This window comes from Micromonospora sp. NPDC048887, from assembly GCF_040649715.1.
GTDB lineage: Bacteria > Actinomycetota > Actinomycetes > Mycobacteriales > Micromonosporaceae > Micromonospora.
In genome coordinates this window covers 470718-486658 of sequence record NZ_JBEZGA010000003.1, presented here as the reverse complement: position 1 = coordinate 486658, position 15941 = coordinate 470718, and the positions used below count along the sequence as shown (strand labels likewise).

At 74.0% G+C, this 15941-nt stretch carries 14 protein-coding genes and 1 pseudogene; 3 read left to right on the top strand and 12 right to left on the bottom strand.

What is annotated here, in order from left to right; all coding sequences use genetic code 11:
* Positions 1-144 precede the first annotated feature (144 nt).
* From AB0C17_RS07710 to AB0C17_RS07685, 6 genes are all read right to left on the bottom strand, one after another.
* Positions 145-2178: a hypothetical protein gene (locus AB0C17_RS07710; RefSeq protein ID WP_357467951.1), complete on the bottom strand. Its 2034-nt coding sequence runs from the start codon at positions 2176-2178 to the stop codon at positions 145-147.
* 67 nt (positions 2179-2245) lie between these two features.
* Positions 2246-2752, bottom strand: coding sequence for a GIY-YIG nuclease family protein (locus tag AB0C17_RS07705; protein WP_357467954.1), 507 nt, complete (start codon positions 2750-2752; stop codon positions 2246-2248).
* 45 nt (positions 2753-2797) lie between these two features.
* Entirely contained in the window at positions 2798-4501 is a 1704-nt protein-coding gene (locus AB0C17_RS07700; protein WP_357477260.1) for a bifunctional 3-(3-hydroxy-phenyl)propionate/3-hydroxycinnamic acid hydroxylase, read from the bottom strand.
* Between the two features lie 122 nt (positions 4502-4623).
* Positions 4624-7752, bottom strand: a complete 3129-nt coding sequence (locus AB0C17_RS07695; protein WP_357477258.1) for a BTAD domain-containing putative transcriptional regulator — start codon at positions 7750-7752, stop codon at positions 4624-4626.
* 31 nt (positions 7753-7783) lie between these two features.
* Positions 7784-8323, bottom strand: coding sequence for a DUF1697 domain-containing protein (locus tag AB0C17_RS07690; protein ID WP_357477255.1), 540 nt, complete (start codon positions 8321-8323; stop codon positions 7784-7786).
* A gap of 165 nt (positions 8324-8488) precedes the next feature.
* Positions 8489-9115 (bottom strand): M23 family metallopeptidase, encoded by a 627-nt coding sequence (locus AB0C17_RS07685; RefSeq protein WP_357387206.1) that lies wholly within the window; start codon positions 9113-9115, stop codon positions 8489-8491.
* A 215-nt stretch (positions 9116-9330) separates the two neighbouring features.
* Here AB0C17_RS07685 and AB0C17_RS07680 point away from each other — a divergent pair, with 215 nt between their 5' ends.
* Positions 9331-10557, top strand: coding sequence for a hypothetical protein (locus AB0C17_RS07680; RefSeq protein WP_357477252.1), 1227 nt, complete (start codon positions 9331-9333; stop codon positions 10555-10557).
* 26 nt (positions 10558-10583) lie between these two features.
* On the opposite strand, the gene AB0C17_RS07675 is transcribed toward AB0C17_RS07680, so the two are convergent.
* The 3 genes from AB0C17_RS07675 to AB0C17_RS07665 form a co-directional block, all read right to left on the bottom strand.
* Entirely contained in the window at positions 10584-11045 is a 462-nt protein-coding gene (locus AB0C17_RS07675) for an HAD domain-containing protein (RefSeq protein ID WP_357477249.1), read from the bottom strand.
* A 47-nt stretch (positions 11046-11092) separates the two neighbouring features.
* Positions 11093-12037 (bottom strand): hypothetical protein, encoded by a 945-nt coding sequence (locus AB0C17_RS07670; protein ID WP_357477246.1) that lies wholly within the window; start codon positions 12035-12037, stop codon positions 11093-11095.
* 89 nt (positions 12038-12126) lie between these two features.
* Positions 12127-12300 carry a hypothetical protein gene (locus AB0C17_RS07665; RefSeq protein WP_357477243.1) on the bottom strand — a complete coding sequence of 58 codons (174 nt, stop codon included), beginning with the start codon at positions 12298-12300 and terminating at the stop codon, positions 12127-12129.
* Between AB0C17_RS07665 and AB0C17_RS07660 the strand changes: the two are divergent.
* Positions 12230-12403, top strand: a pseudogene (locus AB0C17_RS07660) (hypothetical protein); the annotation flags it as partial. The gene AB0C17_RS07665 and the pseudogene AB0C17_RS07660 overlap by 71 nt on opposite strands.
* Before the next feature lie 162 nt (positions 12404-12565).
* On the opposite strand, the gene AB0C17_RS07655 reads toward AB0C17_RS07660, so the two are convergent.
* Entirely contained in the window at positions 12566-13414 is an 849-nt protein-coding gene (locus AB0C17_RS07655) for an ergot alkaloid biosynthesis protein (RefSeq protein WP_357477240.1), read from the bottom strand.
* A complete protein-coding gene (locus tag AB0C17_RS07650; protein ID WP_357467979.1) occupies positions 13411-13824 on the bottom strand; it encodes a nuclear transport factor 2 family protein in 414 nt (137 codons plus the stop codon). Before AB0C17_RS07650 ends, AB0C17_RS07655 begins: the two co-directional genes overlap by 4 nt.
* A 106-nt stretch (positions 13825-13930) precedes the next feature.
* Between AB0C17_RS07650 and AB0C17_RS07645 the strand changes: the two genes are divergently transcribed.
* Positions 13931-14479: a helix-turn-helix domain-containing protein gene (locus AB0C17_RS07645; protein WP_357387219.1), complete on the top strand. Its 549-nt coding sequence runs from the start codon at positions 13931-13933 to the stop codon at positions 14477-14479.
* A gap of 60 nt (positions 14480-14539) precedes the next feature.
* Here the strand turns inward: AB0C17_RS07645 and AB0C17_RS07640 are convergent, their stop codons facing one another.
* Positions 14540-15676 carry a hypothetical protein gene (locus AB0C17_RS07640; protein ID WP_357467982.1) on the bottom strand — a complete coding sequence of 379 codons (1137 nt, stop codon included), beginning with the start codon at positions 15674-15676 and terminating at the stop codon, positions 14540-14542.
* Between the last annotated feature and the right edge of the window lie 265 nt (positions 15677-15941).

Below are 15941 nucleotides of genomic sequence, written 5' to 3'. Positions count from 1 at the left end.
ACCCGCTACGACAAGTTAGCCGTCCGCTTCCAGGCCGTCCTGACCATCACCATCATCTGCGAGTGGCTCTGACCGGCTTATGAAACACGCCCTAGGAGGCTGATGTGCCGGGCGGCGCGGCGCCGGCAGCGAGCGGCCGCTACGTCACGGGCAGGGCCCGCCCCCGCAGACGTCGATCACCTTGCCGGTGAGCAGGAACACCGCCTTCTGCCGCTGGGCGCCGGGCTGGGCGCGGGGGAACTCGTGCGAGTCCTCGCCGTACTCCGGTCCGGCGGGCGCGAGGTTCGTCGTCGGCGGCGCGTACGCGGCTCCGCTGTTCCAGACCACCATCGCCGAGCCGGCGTACGGGTACCTGCGGATCGGCGCGATGCCCCAGAACGGCCGCACGTCCGGTGACCAGCCGTCGGCGAGCGCCGGGGCGTGCAGGCGGGCGCCGATGGTGCGCGCCTGCACCTCCGCCGCGGCGGTCGACACCTGGTGGTCGCCGAACGCCACGTGCATCAGCACCCGGTGCGCCGGGGTACGCGGCAGCGGCCGGTCGGTCATGTGCTGGGCGTACCCGTTGGCCTCGGACCGGTCCCACAGCATCTGCAGCAGGCCGAAGATGAGCTGCTGGTCGATCCGGTCCGGGTAGTAGCCGTCCATGACCGTCTGGAACGGGGCGAAGTCGACGCTGCGTTGCAGCAGCGTGGAGTAGTTCATCGCGGGCACGCCGAGCACCGAGCGGGTCCAGTCCTGGGCGATGGCGGTGAGCGCGCCGCCGTTGATGCCGCCCTGGCTGTTGCCGTCGTAGTGCAGTCCGCCGGCCACGTCGATCAGCGGCCGACCGGCGGCGTCGCGGAACGCCGGGTGGGCGGCGAACCCGTTGCGGTGGATCATCGTCCGGCCCAGGAAGAGGAAGTTCAGGAAGCTCTGCTGGAGCCGGTCGGCCACCGCGGGGAAGGCACTGAGGTCGGTGAAGGCCCCGGCGACGTACGGGACGTCGGCGGCGGCCATGCCGATCCAGCTCGTCGCGCAGAAGGTGAAGTCGTACGTCTGCGACATGGTCTTGACATTCGCGGCGTTGATCTCGGTCGGGCGGCCGAGCAGGCCGTGGCCGTAGAGCGAGAGGTGTGCGGGTCTCGTGGCGGACGCGCTGCGCGGGATGTTGCAGACGAAGTCGGCAGCCACCGTCGTGCCGGACGGTGTGGGCAGCGCGTCGCGTGTCGGCGGGGTGCCGTCGCCGCCGACCGGCCCGTAGTGCAGCCGGGAGCCCGGCCCGCCGTCGCCGGTCAGGTAGGACGGCACGGCGACGGTGCCGGTGACCTGCCGGGCGATCAGCGGGTCCTGCTCCGGCGTGTAGTCGGTGACCTGCGAGACGGTGAACGTGGGCGAGCGGCGGCCGAGCGCGGCGAACGCGCCGTCCCGGACCGCCAGCATCCGCCCGGTCAGCCCCTGCCGGCTGGCCACGGTGAAGTCCCAGGCCAGGTAGAGGCTGTGCCGCTTGACGCCGGCCCGGTTCAGGTCCGCGAGGATCCGCTTCATCTGCGGCGCGCGCGGGTCACGCCGGTCCAGGCCGGAGCCGGTCACGTACTTCCGGAACGCCTTCGGTGCCGGGATGAGCGCGCCGTCGCCGTCTCGCATGCCGCGCAGGCCGACGACGTACCTCGTGCCCTCGGTCAGCGCGACCGCCGGCCGGATGATCAGCGCCTGCCGGTCCGGGCTGCCGGCGGCGTGCGCGTCCAGTTCGGCCCAGTACGGCGTACGCCTGCCGGTGCGCGCGTCGAGCAGCACGATCGGCGCGTCCGGCGCGAGCGATCGCGCGACGTCGGTGACCGGCGCGATCCGGGTCCGCGCGGCGTCGAGACCGGGTACGCGCGCCAGGATCGGCGAGCCGGGGCTGAATCCGTCCTGCCGGTTCCACTCGGCCGGGTCGATCGGCACTCCGAGCACGTTGGCGGGCATCGCGGAGGCCGCGAACCGGACCCGCTTGCCGGTCGGGGTGCTGCGGTCCGGCACTGTGAAGTAGTCGTTGGGGAACGGCAGCAGGCAGGCCGCCGGGTCGATCGGGTCGCAGGGCCGCTGCCCGGCCGTCGCGGGAGGCGCGGACGGTGCCGCGGCGGCACCGGAGCCGAGCAGCACGGCCGACGCGGTCACCAGCGCGGACACGGCGAGACGGAGCCGTCGGGGTGTGCGCACGCGCGTCTCCTTCGACATCGGACGGTGGGTTTCTTCCTACGCTCGTGAACGGATCTCGGCAAGGCACTCACGTCCACCGGAGGACGTCATGAGCACTCCCGCCCCCACCCCACCGCCTCAGCTCCAGGTCGCCCTCGGCACGCCGGGGATCCCGGCTCGGTGGGTCCCCCTCGCCGAGCGCGAGGGGGATCGGACAGGGCTCGTGGCCGGCCAGCCAGCGTTGCTGCCGCGGCGGGAGCAGGACCCGGTCCAGTTCGGCGGCGCCGAGCCGGCCGGCGGTGTGCACGACGTTGCGCAGCCGCACCCCGGCCGACTCCCGCCTGCGGATCTGCTCCCGCTCGTCGTCGTCGAGTCGATCGCGGGGTACGCGCCGGAAGGCGATCTCGACGATGTCGTGCCACTTCCGGCGGTGCATGCCGAACCGCGCCACCACGTCGACGGCCTGCCCCACGTACCGCTCGCCGTCGGCGAAGGTCAGCTCGTAGATGCCACATCGGCCGCGTGACTTCGGCAGCAGGTGCGCTATCGAACCCACACCGTCGACAGTCAGCTGGTCGACCTCCGTGCCGTCCACAGTGAACGATGATAGGCGCGTCAGGCACTGCCTCCGGGCGTCAGGTCACGAACCCGGTGCCGCCCCGAGCCCCGACGTCTCCGCCCGGGCCCGGTCTCCGTCCGGCGGTACGCCGAGAGCGGCCGACAGGACCCGTGCGGCCCGCTCGGCACCGCCGGCCGTGACCAGGGCGAACACGAACCGGTCCGGCCGTAGCACCACCAGGTCGGCGCCGTGCCGCCGCAGCCACCCGCCGAGCACCCCGTCGGCGTCCACCACGTCGACCCGGTCCGGCCCACCGGCCACGGGAGGGCCGGAAAGCGGATCCGGCAGGTCGCCGGACGAGCCCGGCAGGCCGGCGAGCGGCGTGCCGGACGGGTGGACCGCGACGAACCGCACCGGCAGCCCCGGCCGCCACGCTCCGAGCGGAGCGTCCACTCCGGCGGCGCCGAGCACGACGAAGCCGTCGCCGAGCGCCTCGTCGAGCAGGCACTCGCCGGGCACGCCCGGGATGAGCACGCGCGGCTGGGGGAACATCGTGCCGACCACGCCGTCGCGCCGCCCGCCGGCCATCAGGCCCCGCCGGTACGCCGGCACCGGCTTGAACTCGAACCGCTCGACGAACCGCCGTACCTGGGGGATCGTCTGGACCGCCCGCAGCGCGACGTCGCGCACCCCGGCGGTGACCCGGTTGCGGGCCAGGAAGACGCGTCCCAGCCGGACGCTCGTCTGCGCCATCTCCACCGTGTGCGGGCGCCGCTCCGTCTCGTACGTGTCGAGCACCGCGGGATCGGCGGCGCCGGACAGCACCAGCGACAGCTTCCACGACAGGTTCGCCGCGTCGCGCAGGCCGCTGCACAGGCCCTGGCCCATGAACGGGGGCATCTGGTGGGCGGCGTCGCCGAGCAGGAACACCCGCCCCTCCCGCCACCGCTGGGCGATGAGGTGGTGGAAGGTGTAGACCACCGCGCGGGTGACGGCGAACCGATCCGGGTCGACGTACGGGGACACGAGCGCGGCTACGGTCTCCGGCCGCCGCATCCGCGCCTCGGTCTCACCCGGGCGCAGCATGAACTCCATCCGGTAGCTGCCGGCCGCGCCGGGCGACACGAACGCCGGGCGCTGCCAGTCGCAGACGAACGTGGTGTCCGGCACCAGTACCGCCTCGGGCGGCACGTCGCCGGAGACGGCCAGCCACGGCTCGGCGTAGCTCGCCCCGGACAACGGGATCCGGACGGCGGCGCGGGTGGCACTGCGGGCACCGTCGCAGCCGAGCACGTAGCGGGCGCGGACCGCCAGCCGCAGCCCGGTGCCCACGTCGGACAGCAGCACCGTCACGCCGTCCTCGTCCTGGGCCAGGCCGACCAGTTCGGTGCCGAGCGCGAGCTGGACGTGCGGGAAGCGGTCCAGCCCGGCGCGCAGCGTCCGTTCCAGTCGCGGCTGGTCGAAGAAGCGCAGCGGCGCGTGCCCGTACCCGAAGTCCGTCTCGGACAGCTTCATCCGGGCGAAGGTGCGGCCCGCGCGGTTGACGTACTCGACGAGCGGCGGCGCGATCGTGGAGTCGCGTACCTCGTCGAGCAGGCCCGCCTGCTGGTAGACGCGCAACGCCTCGTCGTCGCAGGAGAAGGCCCGCGGCTGGCCGTGCGGCGTGGCGCTGCGCTCCACGACCAGCGTGGTGACGCCGCGCGCGCCGAGCAGGTTGGCGGTGAGCGCACCCACCGGCCCGCAGCCGATCACGGCGACCTCGACCTCCGGCTGAACTGATCCCATCAGTGGTGCCCCTTCGAAACGTGCCCCGGGACGGCTCCGGCCGCCCTACCCGACACCGACCAGGGCACCAGCCCGGCGTGGAAGGGGCGTGGAGAAGGCGTGGAGGCGGGCCTCCACACCGGTCAGAAGCCGGTGAACCGGGGCAGCAACAGCCCGGCGCCCTGGTCGGCGGCGATCCGGGCGCCGAGGTCCCACTCCGCGCGGTCGCGCCGGGCCGCGCCGCGGATCCGGTGCAGCTCGGCCACGTAGACGCGCTCGCCGACCCGGTCCGCCACCGCCAGCGCCTCCCCGGCCAGCGTCGCCGCGGTGTCCGGACGGCCGGCGGTCAGGTACGCCTCGGCCATCGCGCAGAGCGTGATGGTCCGGGTCGAGCGCAGTCCGGGCCGGTAGAACTCGTCGGCGGCGGCGCGCATCGCGTCGAGCCGGCCGTGGTCGCCGCCGCGCGCCGCGGCCCACTCCAGGAAGTACGCGCCGGTGGCGGTCATGTGCGGCAGTCCGGTGGCCCGGCCGATGTCCCGGCACCGCCGTCCCGCCGCGTCGGCCGCCGCGACGTCGTGTTCCTGCATCGCCAGCCAGGCCGCGTAGAGCGCCGCGTTCGCCCGGCCGTACGGGTCGTCGAGCTCCTCGGCGAGGGCCTCGGCGGCGGCGATGTCGGCCCACGCGCCGGCCGGGTCGCCGCGCATCGAGCGGACGAGCGCCCGGAAGTTGTGGCAGGCCAGCACCGGCCGGCGGCCGGCCTCGCGGCGCAGCAGCGCCCGGTCGACGGCACGCAGCCGCTCGATCCCGGCGGTGAGCCGCCGCTCGCCCTCGGCCTGCCGGCCGGTGAAGTAGCCGACGGCGCCCAGCAGGTACTCCCCGGCCACGGCGATCAGCCCGCTGCCGTCGTCGGGTGCCCGCACGAGCCGCCCGGCGAGATCGGCGCAGATCGCGTACTCGGCCCGGTTGGCGGCCAGTTCGCCGAGCGCCCAGAGCGCGGGCCCGATGTCCGCGTCCGGGCCCACGAGTGTCAGCAGCTCACGGGCGCGGGCGCAGACCCGGTCGACAGCGTCGCTGCCGACGCCCACTGTCATCTGGAGCAGGGACGCGCGGTGCAACTGGACGGTCAGCTCGGTGGCTGCCGCGTCGGGCGACACCGGCGCGGCCGGGGCCAGGCGGAGCGCGGCCCGTCCGAGGTGGCCGAGCGCGTCCTCGTAGGCGACCCGCCGGGTGGCGTCGTCGGCGGCACGCAGTGACCACCGCAGGTGGTCCTCGCCGTGGCCGAGCCCGATCGCCTCGCCGTAGTGGTGGGCCAGCTCCGCCGGTGCGGTGCCGGCGGTCCGCTCGTACGCGGCGGCCAGCCGGGCGTGCAGCGCGGCCCGGCGCGGCGGGACCATCTCGGCGTGGGTGACCTCGGCGATCAGCGGATGACGGAACGCGAGCGCGCCCGGACCGGTCTCGACGACAAGCGCGGCCGGGTACGCCGGGGCGAGGTCCTCGGCGACCGCCTCGGCCGTGCGGTCCAGCGCCGCCGCCAGCACCGCCAGGTCCAGGTCGTGTCCGGCGACGCTGAGCAGGTCGAGGCAACGCCGGGTGGAAGCGGGCAGCCCGGCCAGCCGCAGCCGCACCGTGTCCCGGATGCTCGGCGGCAGCTCCGCGTCGGCGCCCGCGTCGGCCCGGGACCGTAGCAGCTCGGTGAGGAAGAACGGGTTCCCGCCGGTGCGGGTCACGAGCCGGGTCACCTGCGGCTCCGGCGGCGCCACGCCGGTGCGGTCCCGGACCAGGTCGGCGACCGCCGCGGCGTCCAGCCCGGCGAGCCGGGCCTGACCGAAGCCGCGTCCGCGCGCCAGCTCGGCGACCGTCGCCATTAGGGCCGGATCGTCGTCGTACGGGCGCAGCGTGGCGACCACCAGCGCCCGCGACGCCGGCAGGGCGGTGGCGAGGAACCGCAGCAACAGCAACGAGTCCGGGTCGGCGGCGTGCAGGTCGTCCAGCACGACGAGCAGCCCGCGTTCCCGGGCCGCCGCGTGCACCAGGTCGGCCACCGCCTCGTACACCTGGAACCGTGCCGTGGGGTCCAGACCGTGACTGTCTGCTGGCCCGGCCGGCGAGCCGGCGGCGAACCCGTCCAGCCGGTGCGCCGAGCCGGCGGCGTGGGTCCGCGACATCGCCGTCAGCGCGCGTACCACCTGGCTCCACAGCCAGAACGGCGGTGCCTGCCCGACGTCCGGACAGCGACCCCAGACCACCGGGACGCCGGTCGCGGCGGCCCGCGCGCCGAGCGCCGCGGCGAGGCTGGTCTTCCCGATGCCGGCCTCCCCCACCAGCGCGAGCACCCGCCCGCCCTGCCCGGTCGCCGCGTCCAGCGTCTCCCGCAGCAGTTCGAGCTCCGCGTCCCGCCCCACGAGCGGCCCGCCGTCCCGCTCCGGCGCCACCCCGGCCGGACGTCCGGCCGCCGCCCGGCCGCCGGCTCCAGCCGCGGTGCCGGGGTCCTGCGGTACGGCGGGCTCCGCCGGTACGGTCTGCGCCAGGATCAACCGGTGCGCCGCGCGGATCTGCTCGCCGGGGTCGAGCCCGTACTCGCCGGCCAGGATCCGGCGTCCCTCGTCGAAGACGGCGAGCGCCTCGGTCTGCCGTCCCGACCGGTACAACGCCAGCATCAACTGCGCCCGGGCGCCCTCACGCAGCGGGTTCGCCGACACGAACCGGCGCAGCTCCGGCAGCAGCGTCGCGTGCCGGCCGGCCGCGACGGCGGCTGTCAACCGCCCCTCCTCGGCGCTGGACCGCAGCTCGGCCAGCCGGGCCGCCTCCGGGCGCACCGCCGCCAGGTCGGCAACGCCCGCCAGCGGCTCACCACGCCACAACGCCAGCGCCTCGGTGTAGATCCGCTCGGCGTCCGCCGGCCGCCCGGCCGCGAGCGCCTCCGCCGCCCGGTCCACCAGGGCGCCGAACCGGACCGCGTCCACGGCGTCGGCGTCCACCCGCAGTTCGTACCCCCCGGGGTGACCGCGCAGGACGCGCGCCGGCTCGCGGTGGGACCGTTGCGGTTCCACGGCCCGGCGCAGCCCGGCGACGTACGTGCGCAGCGTCGTCTGGGCGCTGGCCGGCGGCCGTCCGTCCCAGAGCGCGTCGACCAGCCAGTCGGCGGCGACGAACCGGTTCGGGCGCAGCAGGAACAGGGCCAGCAGGGCTCGCTGCTTCGGCCCGCCGAGCGGCGCCACCCGCCCGTCGCGGACGACCTCCGGCGGACCCAGCACCCGGAACTGCACAGTCACCTCGACGACGACCCTCGTGTCCGACGCCGGGTCAGGCCGCCGCCATCTCCCGCAACTTCAGCACCGAGCGCCAGTTGCGTGTCGTCCCGACCATCCCCGTCTTCTTCTCCACGAAGGCGTTGCCGATCTTGCTGCGCCCGTACCCGTCGGGCACGTGCACGAACACGTCCCGGCCGACGAGCGTCAGCGTCCCGGTCTCGCCGGGCGGGGACGCGAGCGCCGCCTGCTTGTCCGCGCCGGGATCGCTGCTGAGCATCGTCACCAGCAACTTCGTCAGATCGGTCTGCCCGGCGGCGTACGGATTCGCGGCGATCATCGCGTCCAGCTCGGCCAGGCTGCGCAGGAGCACGGGCACGTCCCGGCCCCACCGCCACTCGATGGCCCGGCCGATCTCGGCGAGGATCGCGGCCTCGTCGGTCTCCGGACAGCCGAACACCACGTTGCCGCTCTGGAGGTAGGTCGCCACCTGGTCGAAGCCGCAGGAGACGAAGACCTCCTTCAGCTCCGCCATTGCCATGGAACTGGCGCCACCGATGTTCACCGCACGCAGCAGAGCGACGTATCTCGCCATGACTCGGGATGGTAACCGGCAGTGGCGTCACCGTGGTACGTCCGTGACCTCGACGCACCGGCCGACAGTCGCCTGCGTGCGCTGTCCGGGCAGGCCGGCGGTGCGAGCCGGCCGCCTCCCCGCCGGTTCCCGGCACTGACGTCGAGGTGGGACTGACCGACCCGATCACGGGCGCGGCGGCGCGCAGTTCGCGCTCGTCAGCCGCACCGAGTACTCGCGGTCGTCGGACGTGATCCCGGACGGCACGCCGTCGAAGTGAGCCTCCACCTTCTCCCAGCCCCGGCGCTGCTCGTAGTGCAGGTGCGGGGCTCCGGAGTTCCCGGTGCTGCCGACCCGTCCGAGCTGGTCGCCCCGGGCCACCCGCTGACCGGCCCGCACCGACGGCGGTTCGAGCAGGTGCAGATACTGCGTCTCCCACTTGCCACCATGGTCGATCTTGACCCAGTAGCCGCCGCCCCGCCCGCGCGGCCCGTCCGGGTCCTGCGGGGTACGGCCACCCAGCGAGCCGTTGATCCCCGCGACGGTGACGGTGCCGTCGGCGGAGGCGAGCACCGGCCGCCCCCACGCCTCCCCCGCTGTCGGGAAGAAGTCGACGTCGTAGTCGTCGTGCCCCGGATAGGTGGACAGCCGCCACGTCTCACCGCACGCCACCGGGAGCTGGAAGTCCGGTCGGGGGCCGGGCGGCCGCACCAGCGGCACCACGACCGCCGCGACGGCGGCGAGCGCAACGAGGACGCCGACGATCAGCAGGACGCGCGGGAGGCGGGAGCCGCGGGGGCGCTCGGTGGTCATCGTTTCGAGCATGACAGGCCGTGTCCGGTGGCAGACACGGGTCTGCCGATCAGCGACGCACTGGCTAGTCTCATGGCGCTCGCCACGACTAGGAACGGCGGAACGGCGTGACGGACCATCAGCAGGTGCCGGTGTGGACCCTGGCGACGGAGCCCGGGAAGATCTCGCGGGCGGCGGAGCTTCCCGTGGACCACAAGGGCATGTCACCGGAGCGGTTGGCCGGGCTGCGGCAGGCGCTCGCCGCGTTCCTCGACACGCCGCTCGTCACGGTGGAGGCGTACCCGCTTCCGCCGGCGACGGACATCCGAGGCGGACGGCTCCTCGACGCCACGTCGCCGCTCGCGATGGAGCTCCGGCGGCTGCTGAAGACGCCGAACGCCGGGTCCGCGGCGACGGCCGCCGCAGGGTCGACGGAGACGCTGTACCGCATGGTCGTGCCGAGGTCGGTGGCCTCGCAGCTCGGTGACGGTCTCGTCCGGTCCATGCCGTCCAAGGCCGTCGCGGGTGGCATCCATGGCGATATCCTCGGCAGGACGGGCATCGTGCAGAAGGCCACCTTCGTGCCGGTGGCGGCCGACGCGTCCCGGCCGGGCGTCACGGGGGCGGTGAGCGGCACCGCGAAGGCGGCGACCACCGCCGGTATCGTCACCGCCGCGGCATCGTTCATCCTGCTCGCTGTGGCGACCGCCGCGAGCGTGTACGCCGAAGAGCAGCGTCGTAAGGCCATGGAGAGGGTCACCGAGCTTCTCGAGGAGCTGACCGCCGAGAACCTCGACGCGGAACGCGACCGCCTCCACGGCGCGACGGCGGCCGTCGAACGGGCGACCGCGCTCCTGCTCGACAAGGGTGAGGCGGGACATTCTCTCGGCCTGGACGCGGCCGTACACACGGTCGACACCGCCATCGCCGCGGCCCGACGCAGGGCGGGCGCATGGCGGGCGAAGGTCGCGGCGTTCTCATCCGACGGGGTGGAGGTCGCCGACCTCATCAAGGTCTTCCCCGGGATCGACAAGCCCGACGGCGCCTTCCGCGTCGAGCTCCGGCTGGCGTCACTGGCCATCGCGACGAAGCGACGGGTCGCGGTGCTGCAAGCCGTCGAGCACGCCCAGAAGTCGCCCGAGCTCAGTTTTCGCCGCTTCACCGCGATGTTGCAGGACGAGCAGCGGAGCGTGGACGAACTCCAGGACGAACTGCACGCGCTCCTCGGCGCCCTCGCGGACCTGCGGCTGCGGGCACCCACCAAGAGCTTCACCGATCGCCTGCTGACCCAGGGCGAGGTGAACAACCTGCTCGCCTGGCCGGGTCGCCTGCGTCAGCTCGCGGCCGAGGAGACCGTGTCCGTGTCGGATCTGCCCGATGTCGAGATCGGCCTCGTCGAGAAGGAGGACGGGAAGGTCCTGGTGCTGCCCACCCGGGCGTTGCCACGCGACCGGGTCGCTTAGGGGCGCGCGGACGCTGACACCAGGTCCTATCCCCTCAGCCATCGCGCGACGAGTCGGTGGTCCGCGTCGGTGAGGCCGCGGCGGGCATCGACGCGGTGCAGGAGCGCCGGCGCGCCGTGGTTCCCGGCCACCCACCTCCGGTCGGCGTCGGTGATCTCGTCGTCCAGCCAGACGAACCGGCGTCCGGCGGCCCACTCGACGAGCCGCCGTGTCTTCCAGTGCAGCCGACCGCCGTCGTCCTCGTCGTCCGGCCAGTCGACGACCGGCAGCGGAGGCAGCCCGAGCCGCGGCGCGAGCACCTTGTTGGCGTCGTGCATCCAGGTCGTGGCCCACACGAGATCGCACGGCAACGCGGCGACCCGCCGGCCAAGGCCGGCGTCCAGACCGGCCAGCAGTGGGTTGGTGCCGTCCTCCGGCGGCCCGGCGGAGCCGCCGAAGGGCAGAAGCGTCCCGTCGACGTCCAGGAACAGCAGCGGACGATCAGTCATCGCCTGCCGCGCCGGAGGGTTCGCCGGTCCTGGCGTCCATCCGGGCCTCAGCCCAGCTCGATGACGGGCCGGGTCAGGATCTCGTCGGCGTATCCGTCGTCGGAGGCGACCCACTGGCCGAAATCCTCGTCGCGGTACGCGGTCGCCAGGGTGAGCCAGCCCAGGAAGAAACCGCTGCCGCCGCAGGTGGCACCGCCGCCGTCCCCACCGCACACGACGGTGCGCTCGGTCGTCGCCTCGTGCCGGTATGGGTCCTGCCCGATCGCCAGACCCCAGAGGTTGTCCTGCCGGTGCGGGCCGGTCCTGTGGTCGTACGGGTAGCCGTCGCCGGGGCAGTCGTCACCCCAGCGGAACAGCGTCGCCGCGCCGGCGCCACACGCCCACTCCCACTCGTCCGGAGTGGTCGTCCGCAGGCCGAGGTCGGCCAGCCCGGCCATCGCGTCGTCGTACGAGACCTCGCGGATCGCCCGGGCGCGCACCACCTGCCCGGCCCGGTCGAATTCCACGGCCAGCCCGTCACCCGACCGGAAGGTGCGCACCCCGCCGAACCGGCCCCCGGCCGACGAGACCAGCTCCCGCACGCGAGGGTCGTCCGGCGCCAGCGGAACCTCGCACGGGTCGAAGGCGTCCACCGCGACCAGCATCGCCGGCATGTCGACGTCGCGGACGGGTGACGTCATCGCGTCCACGTACTCCGTCAGCGACGGAAGGCCGAACTCGGCGGCGCTGTCGGCGTAGTCGGCGGCCTGGTGCGCGGCGGGACGGAACCGGGCCGCGTCGTAGCCGAGCGTCGACCGGCCGCCGGGGACGAGAGCGAACCGCATCCCGCCGTGGTCGAACAGCGCCGTGCGGTGCGACCGCCCCGCGTACGCCCTGTTCTCCACACCGGCCACTGTCAACTCGTGCCGGCCGGCGATGTCCTGGGCCAGCCGGCCGGCAGCGCTGTCGGAGAGGTCGTTCCACTGCGCGGAAGTGAGATCGGCGTACGACACCGCGAAAGGATAGCCACGGGCTCCGACAACACCGGATCGACGCCGAGCTGTCCGGCTACGCGGCAGCGCGCGACCCGCCGACGAAGCGGTCAGGCGCCGTCGACGTCGGGCGGTTCCTCCGTCCAGCTCGACGCCGCCGCCCGCGCCCACCTCGCCGGCCTCGCGTGGCCGGCGAGGCGCAGCAGCCGGCAGATGCCGGCCCAACGGGTACGCCCGGCGATGCACCAACTGCTCGCCTCGATGACCGAACACCCCGCGTTCATCCTCGGCCGCCGCACGGACGTGCTCGCCTCGAAGCGGATGAGCCATCCGGCGGTCGGGCCGATCACTCTTCACTACGAGGCGCTCGCCCTGCCCGGCGACCCGGACCAGACGCTGTTCGTCTACACCACCGATCCCGGCAGCCCGTCGCACGACAGTTCCCTGGCCGTCCGGGCCGAGCCGGCCCCGGCAGGGCCTCGTCCACGCCGCTGTCCGACGCGAGCAGGACCGAACCGAACCCGTCCTGACGCCGGCCGGGCGTCGTTCTCAGGCCGGCGAGGCGTCCGCGGCCCGAGGGGCCCCGGCCAGCCGGTCGCGGCAGAAGTCCCGGAACGTCCGGGCCGGCCGGCCGGTCACGTCCGCGACGGTCGTCGTGACCCGGTCCTCCGAGCCCGCGGCGACGGCCGTGTCCAGGCCCGCGAGGAAGCGGGCGTAGTCGGGCGCGAGGCCGTGAGCCTCGTGGTACGCGGTGAGCGCGTCCTCGTCGACCGCACGGTGCCGGACCGGGTGACCGAGGAGGTCGGTGAGCGTGGCGGCGACGTCGGCGTAGCTCAGCCGCTCGGGACCGGTGATGACGTGCTCGGTGTCGTGGGGCACCGGGTCGGTGAGGGCACGCACCGCCACCTCGGCGATGTCGGCCGGATCGACGAAGCCCACGCGGGCGTCGCCGGTGGCGCTGACGATCTCGCCACGCTCCCGGGCGCTCGCGGCGTGCGGATGGTCGCCGACGAAGTTCTCCATGAACCAGGACGGTCGCAGCACCGCCCACTCGGGGATCATCTCGCCGAGCTGGGCCTGCACCTCGCCCAGTCCCGGCGTGCCGGCCTCGATCGCCGACGAGCTGAGCAGGACGGCCCGCCGTACCCGGGCGCGCCGGGCCAGGTCCAGGAACGGCAGCATGGTCGGCGCCGGGTCGGCGTCGCCGAGGGGCGCGATCAGGTAGAGCCCTGTCACACCGTCCAGCGCCGTGGCGTGCGTGCTGCGGTCGTACCAATCGAAGCGGACGCCCTCGGCGGACGCCCGGCGGCTGGCGACGCGGGCCCGGCGGCCGGCGGCGGCGAGTCTCGCGGCGACGAGCCGGCCCGTCGTTCCCGTGCCTCCGACGACGAGGATCATGCCCGCACCCCCTCGCCGAACAGTTCCCGCACGGCCAGCGGGTTCCAGTAGTCGCGGTAGCGCACGATCCGCCCGGCCCTGATGGTGAGGACGGCGATGTACCGCAGCCGGTACGGCTCGCCCGTGGCGACGACGACGCCGGTGGCGGTGAACTCGGCGACGATCACCTCCGGGTCCGCGGTCTGGTGCACGGTGACGTCGGCGATCTCGCGGATGTCCAGGGTCCGCGGGTAGTCGATGAGGTAGTCGTGCAGCTCGGCTCGGCCGGCCACCCGGCTGGGCCGCCCGGCCGGCGCGAACGGGAACTCCATGACGGCGTCGTCGGCGAACAGGGCGATGAAGCCCGGCATGTCCTTTCCGAGCAGAAGATCCAGGGCCTGGTGGAACACATCGGTGGCGGTACTCGGCACTGCTGTTCCTTCCTGTCGCGGGCCGCCCGCGGTGATCTACGATAAGCGGACGGCCGGTCCGCTTCACCATAGCGGACTGGCGGTCCGTTTGCGAGAGGGGGCAGGAGTGCGGGCTGACGCGGCGCGGAATCGGGAGGCGGTGCTCGCCGCGGCCGACCGGCTGTTCGAGGCGGCGACCGACCCCGACCGGATCTCCATGGACGACGTCGCCGCTGCCGCCGGCGTGGGCAAGGGCACGCTGTTCCGCCACTTCCGAGACCGGCTGGGCCTCATCCGCGCCCTCTACGGCGCACGCGGCGAACAGCTTCAGGCGTCACTCGCGGCGAGCCTGCCCGGCGACTCGCCGGCGGACCGGGCCCTGCGCCTGCTGCGGGAACTGGTCCGGTTCAAACGGGCCAACCGGGTCCTCACGCTGGCCCTGGAGAACGCGGGAAGCGGAAGCCCCTATCGCAACGAGTCGTACGAGGAGTGGCACGCGACGCTGAGCGCCATCGTGTCCGAGGCCCGGGGCCCCGAGTCGGCGGAGTTCCTCGCGCACGCCTTGCTGGCCGCGGTGCGCAGCGATCTCGTGGAGCATCTTCGCGACTGGCCCGACGAGCGCTGGGATGCCGGGCTGACCGCGCTGACCCGTTCGGTGCTGGCCTCCGGGCGGTAGTCATTCCGGCGGACGCCAGGGTGGCGGGGCGTGAGCCGTGCCGCGCTCAGGCCCCCGCCCTCACCTGGTCCGCTCGATCACGGCGGTGAGGCGGAGCCCGGCTGTCGACACCGTGCCGCTCCCCCAGAACGACGAGGTCCCCGGGATGTTTGCGAGGGCGTCCAGGCTCGGGTCGTTGCCGTCCACCTTCGGCCCGTACGCGACGCTCCATCGGCCGCCGGTGTAGCGCAGCAACAGCGTGCCCGGGTACTCGACGTACGGCGGGACCGGATTCGTGCCACTGATCCAGACGTCGCCGTTCGCGTCACCGGCGACGGCGTACACCCAACCGGCGGGTGCCGGTCCGGCCACCCGCTGCCACGTCCGGCCGTCCCAGTGCAGGATGACCGGCTTGGGGGTGGAGTCGAAGTCCTGGGTGCCGACCGCCCAGGCGTCGGTCGACGAGCGGGCCCACACACCGGTGAGCCGGGCGCTCGGGATCGGCGGCAGCGATGCCACCCGCCACGACCCGCCGACGCGCTGCGCGATCATCGGCTCCGGGTAGGGCGCGTCGGCGACGTACCGTTCACCGGCGGCGAACACGCTGCCGTCCTGGGTGCGTGAGACCGCCCGCAGGACGCCGTCGATTCCCTCAGTCCCCGGCACCGCGACGCGGTCGAAGCGACGGGCGTCACCCTCGACGACGAGCGGCCGGCCGCCGTCGTGACCGACGAGCACGGCCCGCCCGCCAGCGGCGGCGGCCACGTCCAGCAGCTCCGAGGTCCCGGCCGGTGCCGTCCACGGCGCGTGCGCCGTCCAGGTCTCGCCGTCGAAGTGCCCGGCGTACGCCTCACCGCGGCGCCCGATGCCCACCGTCCAGACGTCCCGGGCGTTCGCCGCGTCCACCTTGTACAACACGTATGCGGCGTGCGGCAGCCGTCGTTCCGTCCACGTCCGCCCGTTCCACCGCAGCAGCGCGTACGGCTCGTCGATCGAGTACCCCGTGTAGGTCGACGCCTGGTAGCCGACGGACCAGGCGTTGTTCGGGCCGGTGGCGGCCACGTCGGTGAGCCGGCTCTCGTGAATCAGCGCCGGGACCGTCGCCGTCCACGTCGAGGGCGTCGCGGCTGCGACAGGCGTGACCGGCGGGAGCAGCACGCCTGCCGCCAGTGTGGAGACCGTCGCCGCGGACAGCCCGTACCGTGCCAGTGATCCCATGGTGGCCCCTCTTCCTGCGTTGACAGCCGGCCCTCAGCATCGCGCCCCGTGACGCTTCGGGTACGCCCGCGTGCTGTCTCGTAAGAGAGCGGTAAGAACGGCGTACGCCGCCGGGTTCGCGGGCCGGATCCGGCGGCGACGTTCGTGGATGATCGCGCGCCCTGTGCTCGACGCGATGGACGAGTCACGCATCCCGGCGACCGCATCCGGCCGGCGTGTCCGTCAGCTATCGCTACAGGCAACCCGAGCACCGGCCAGGGAGACA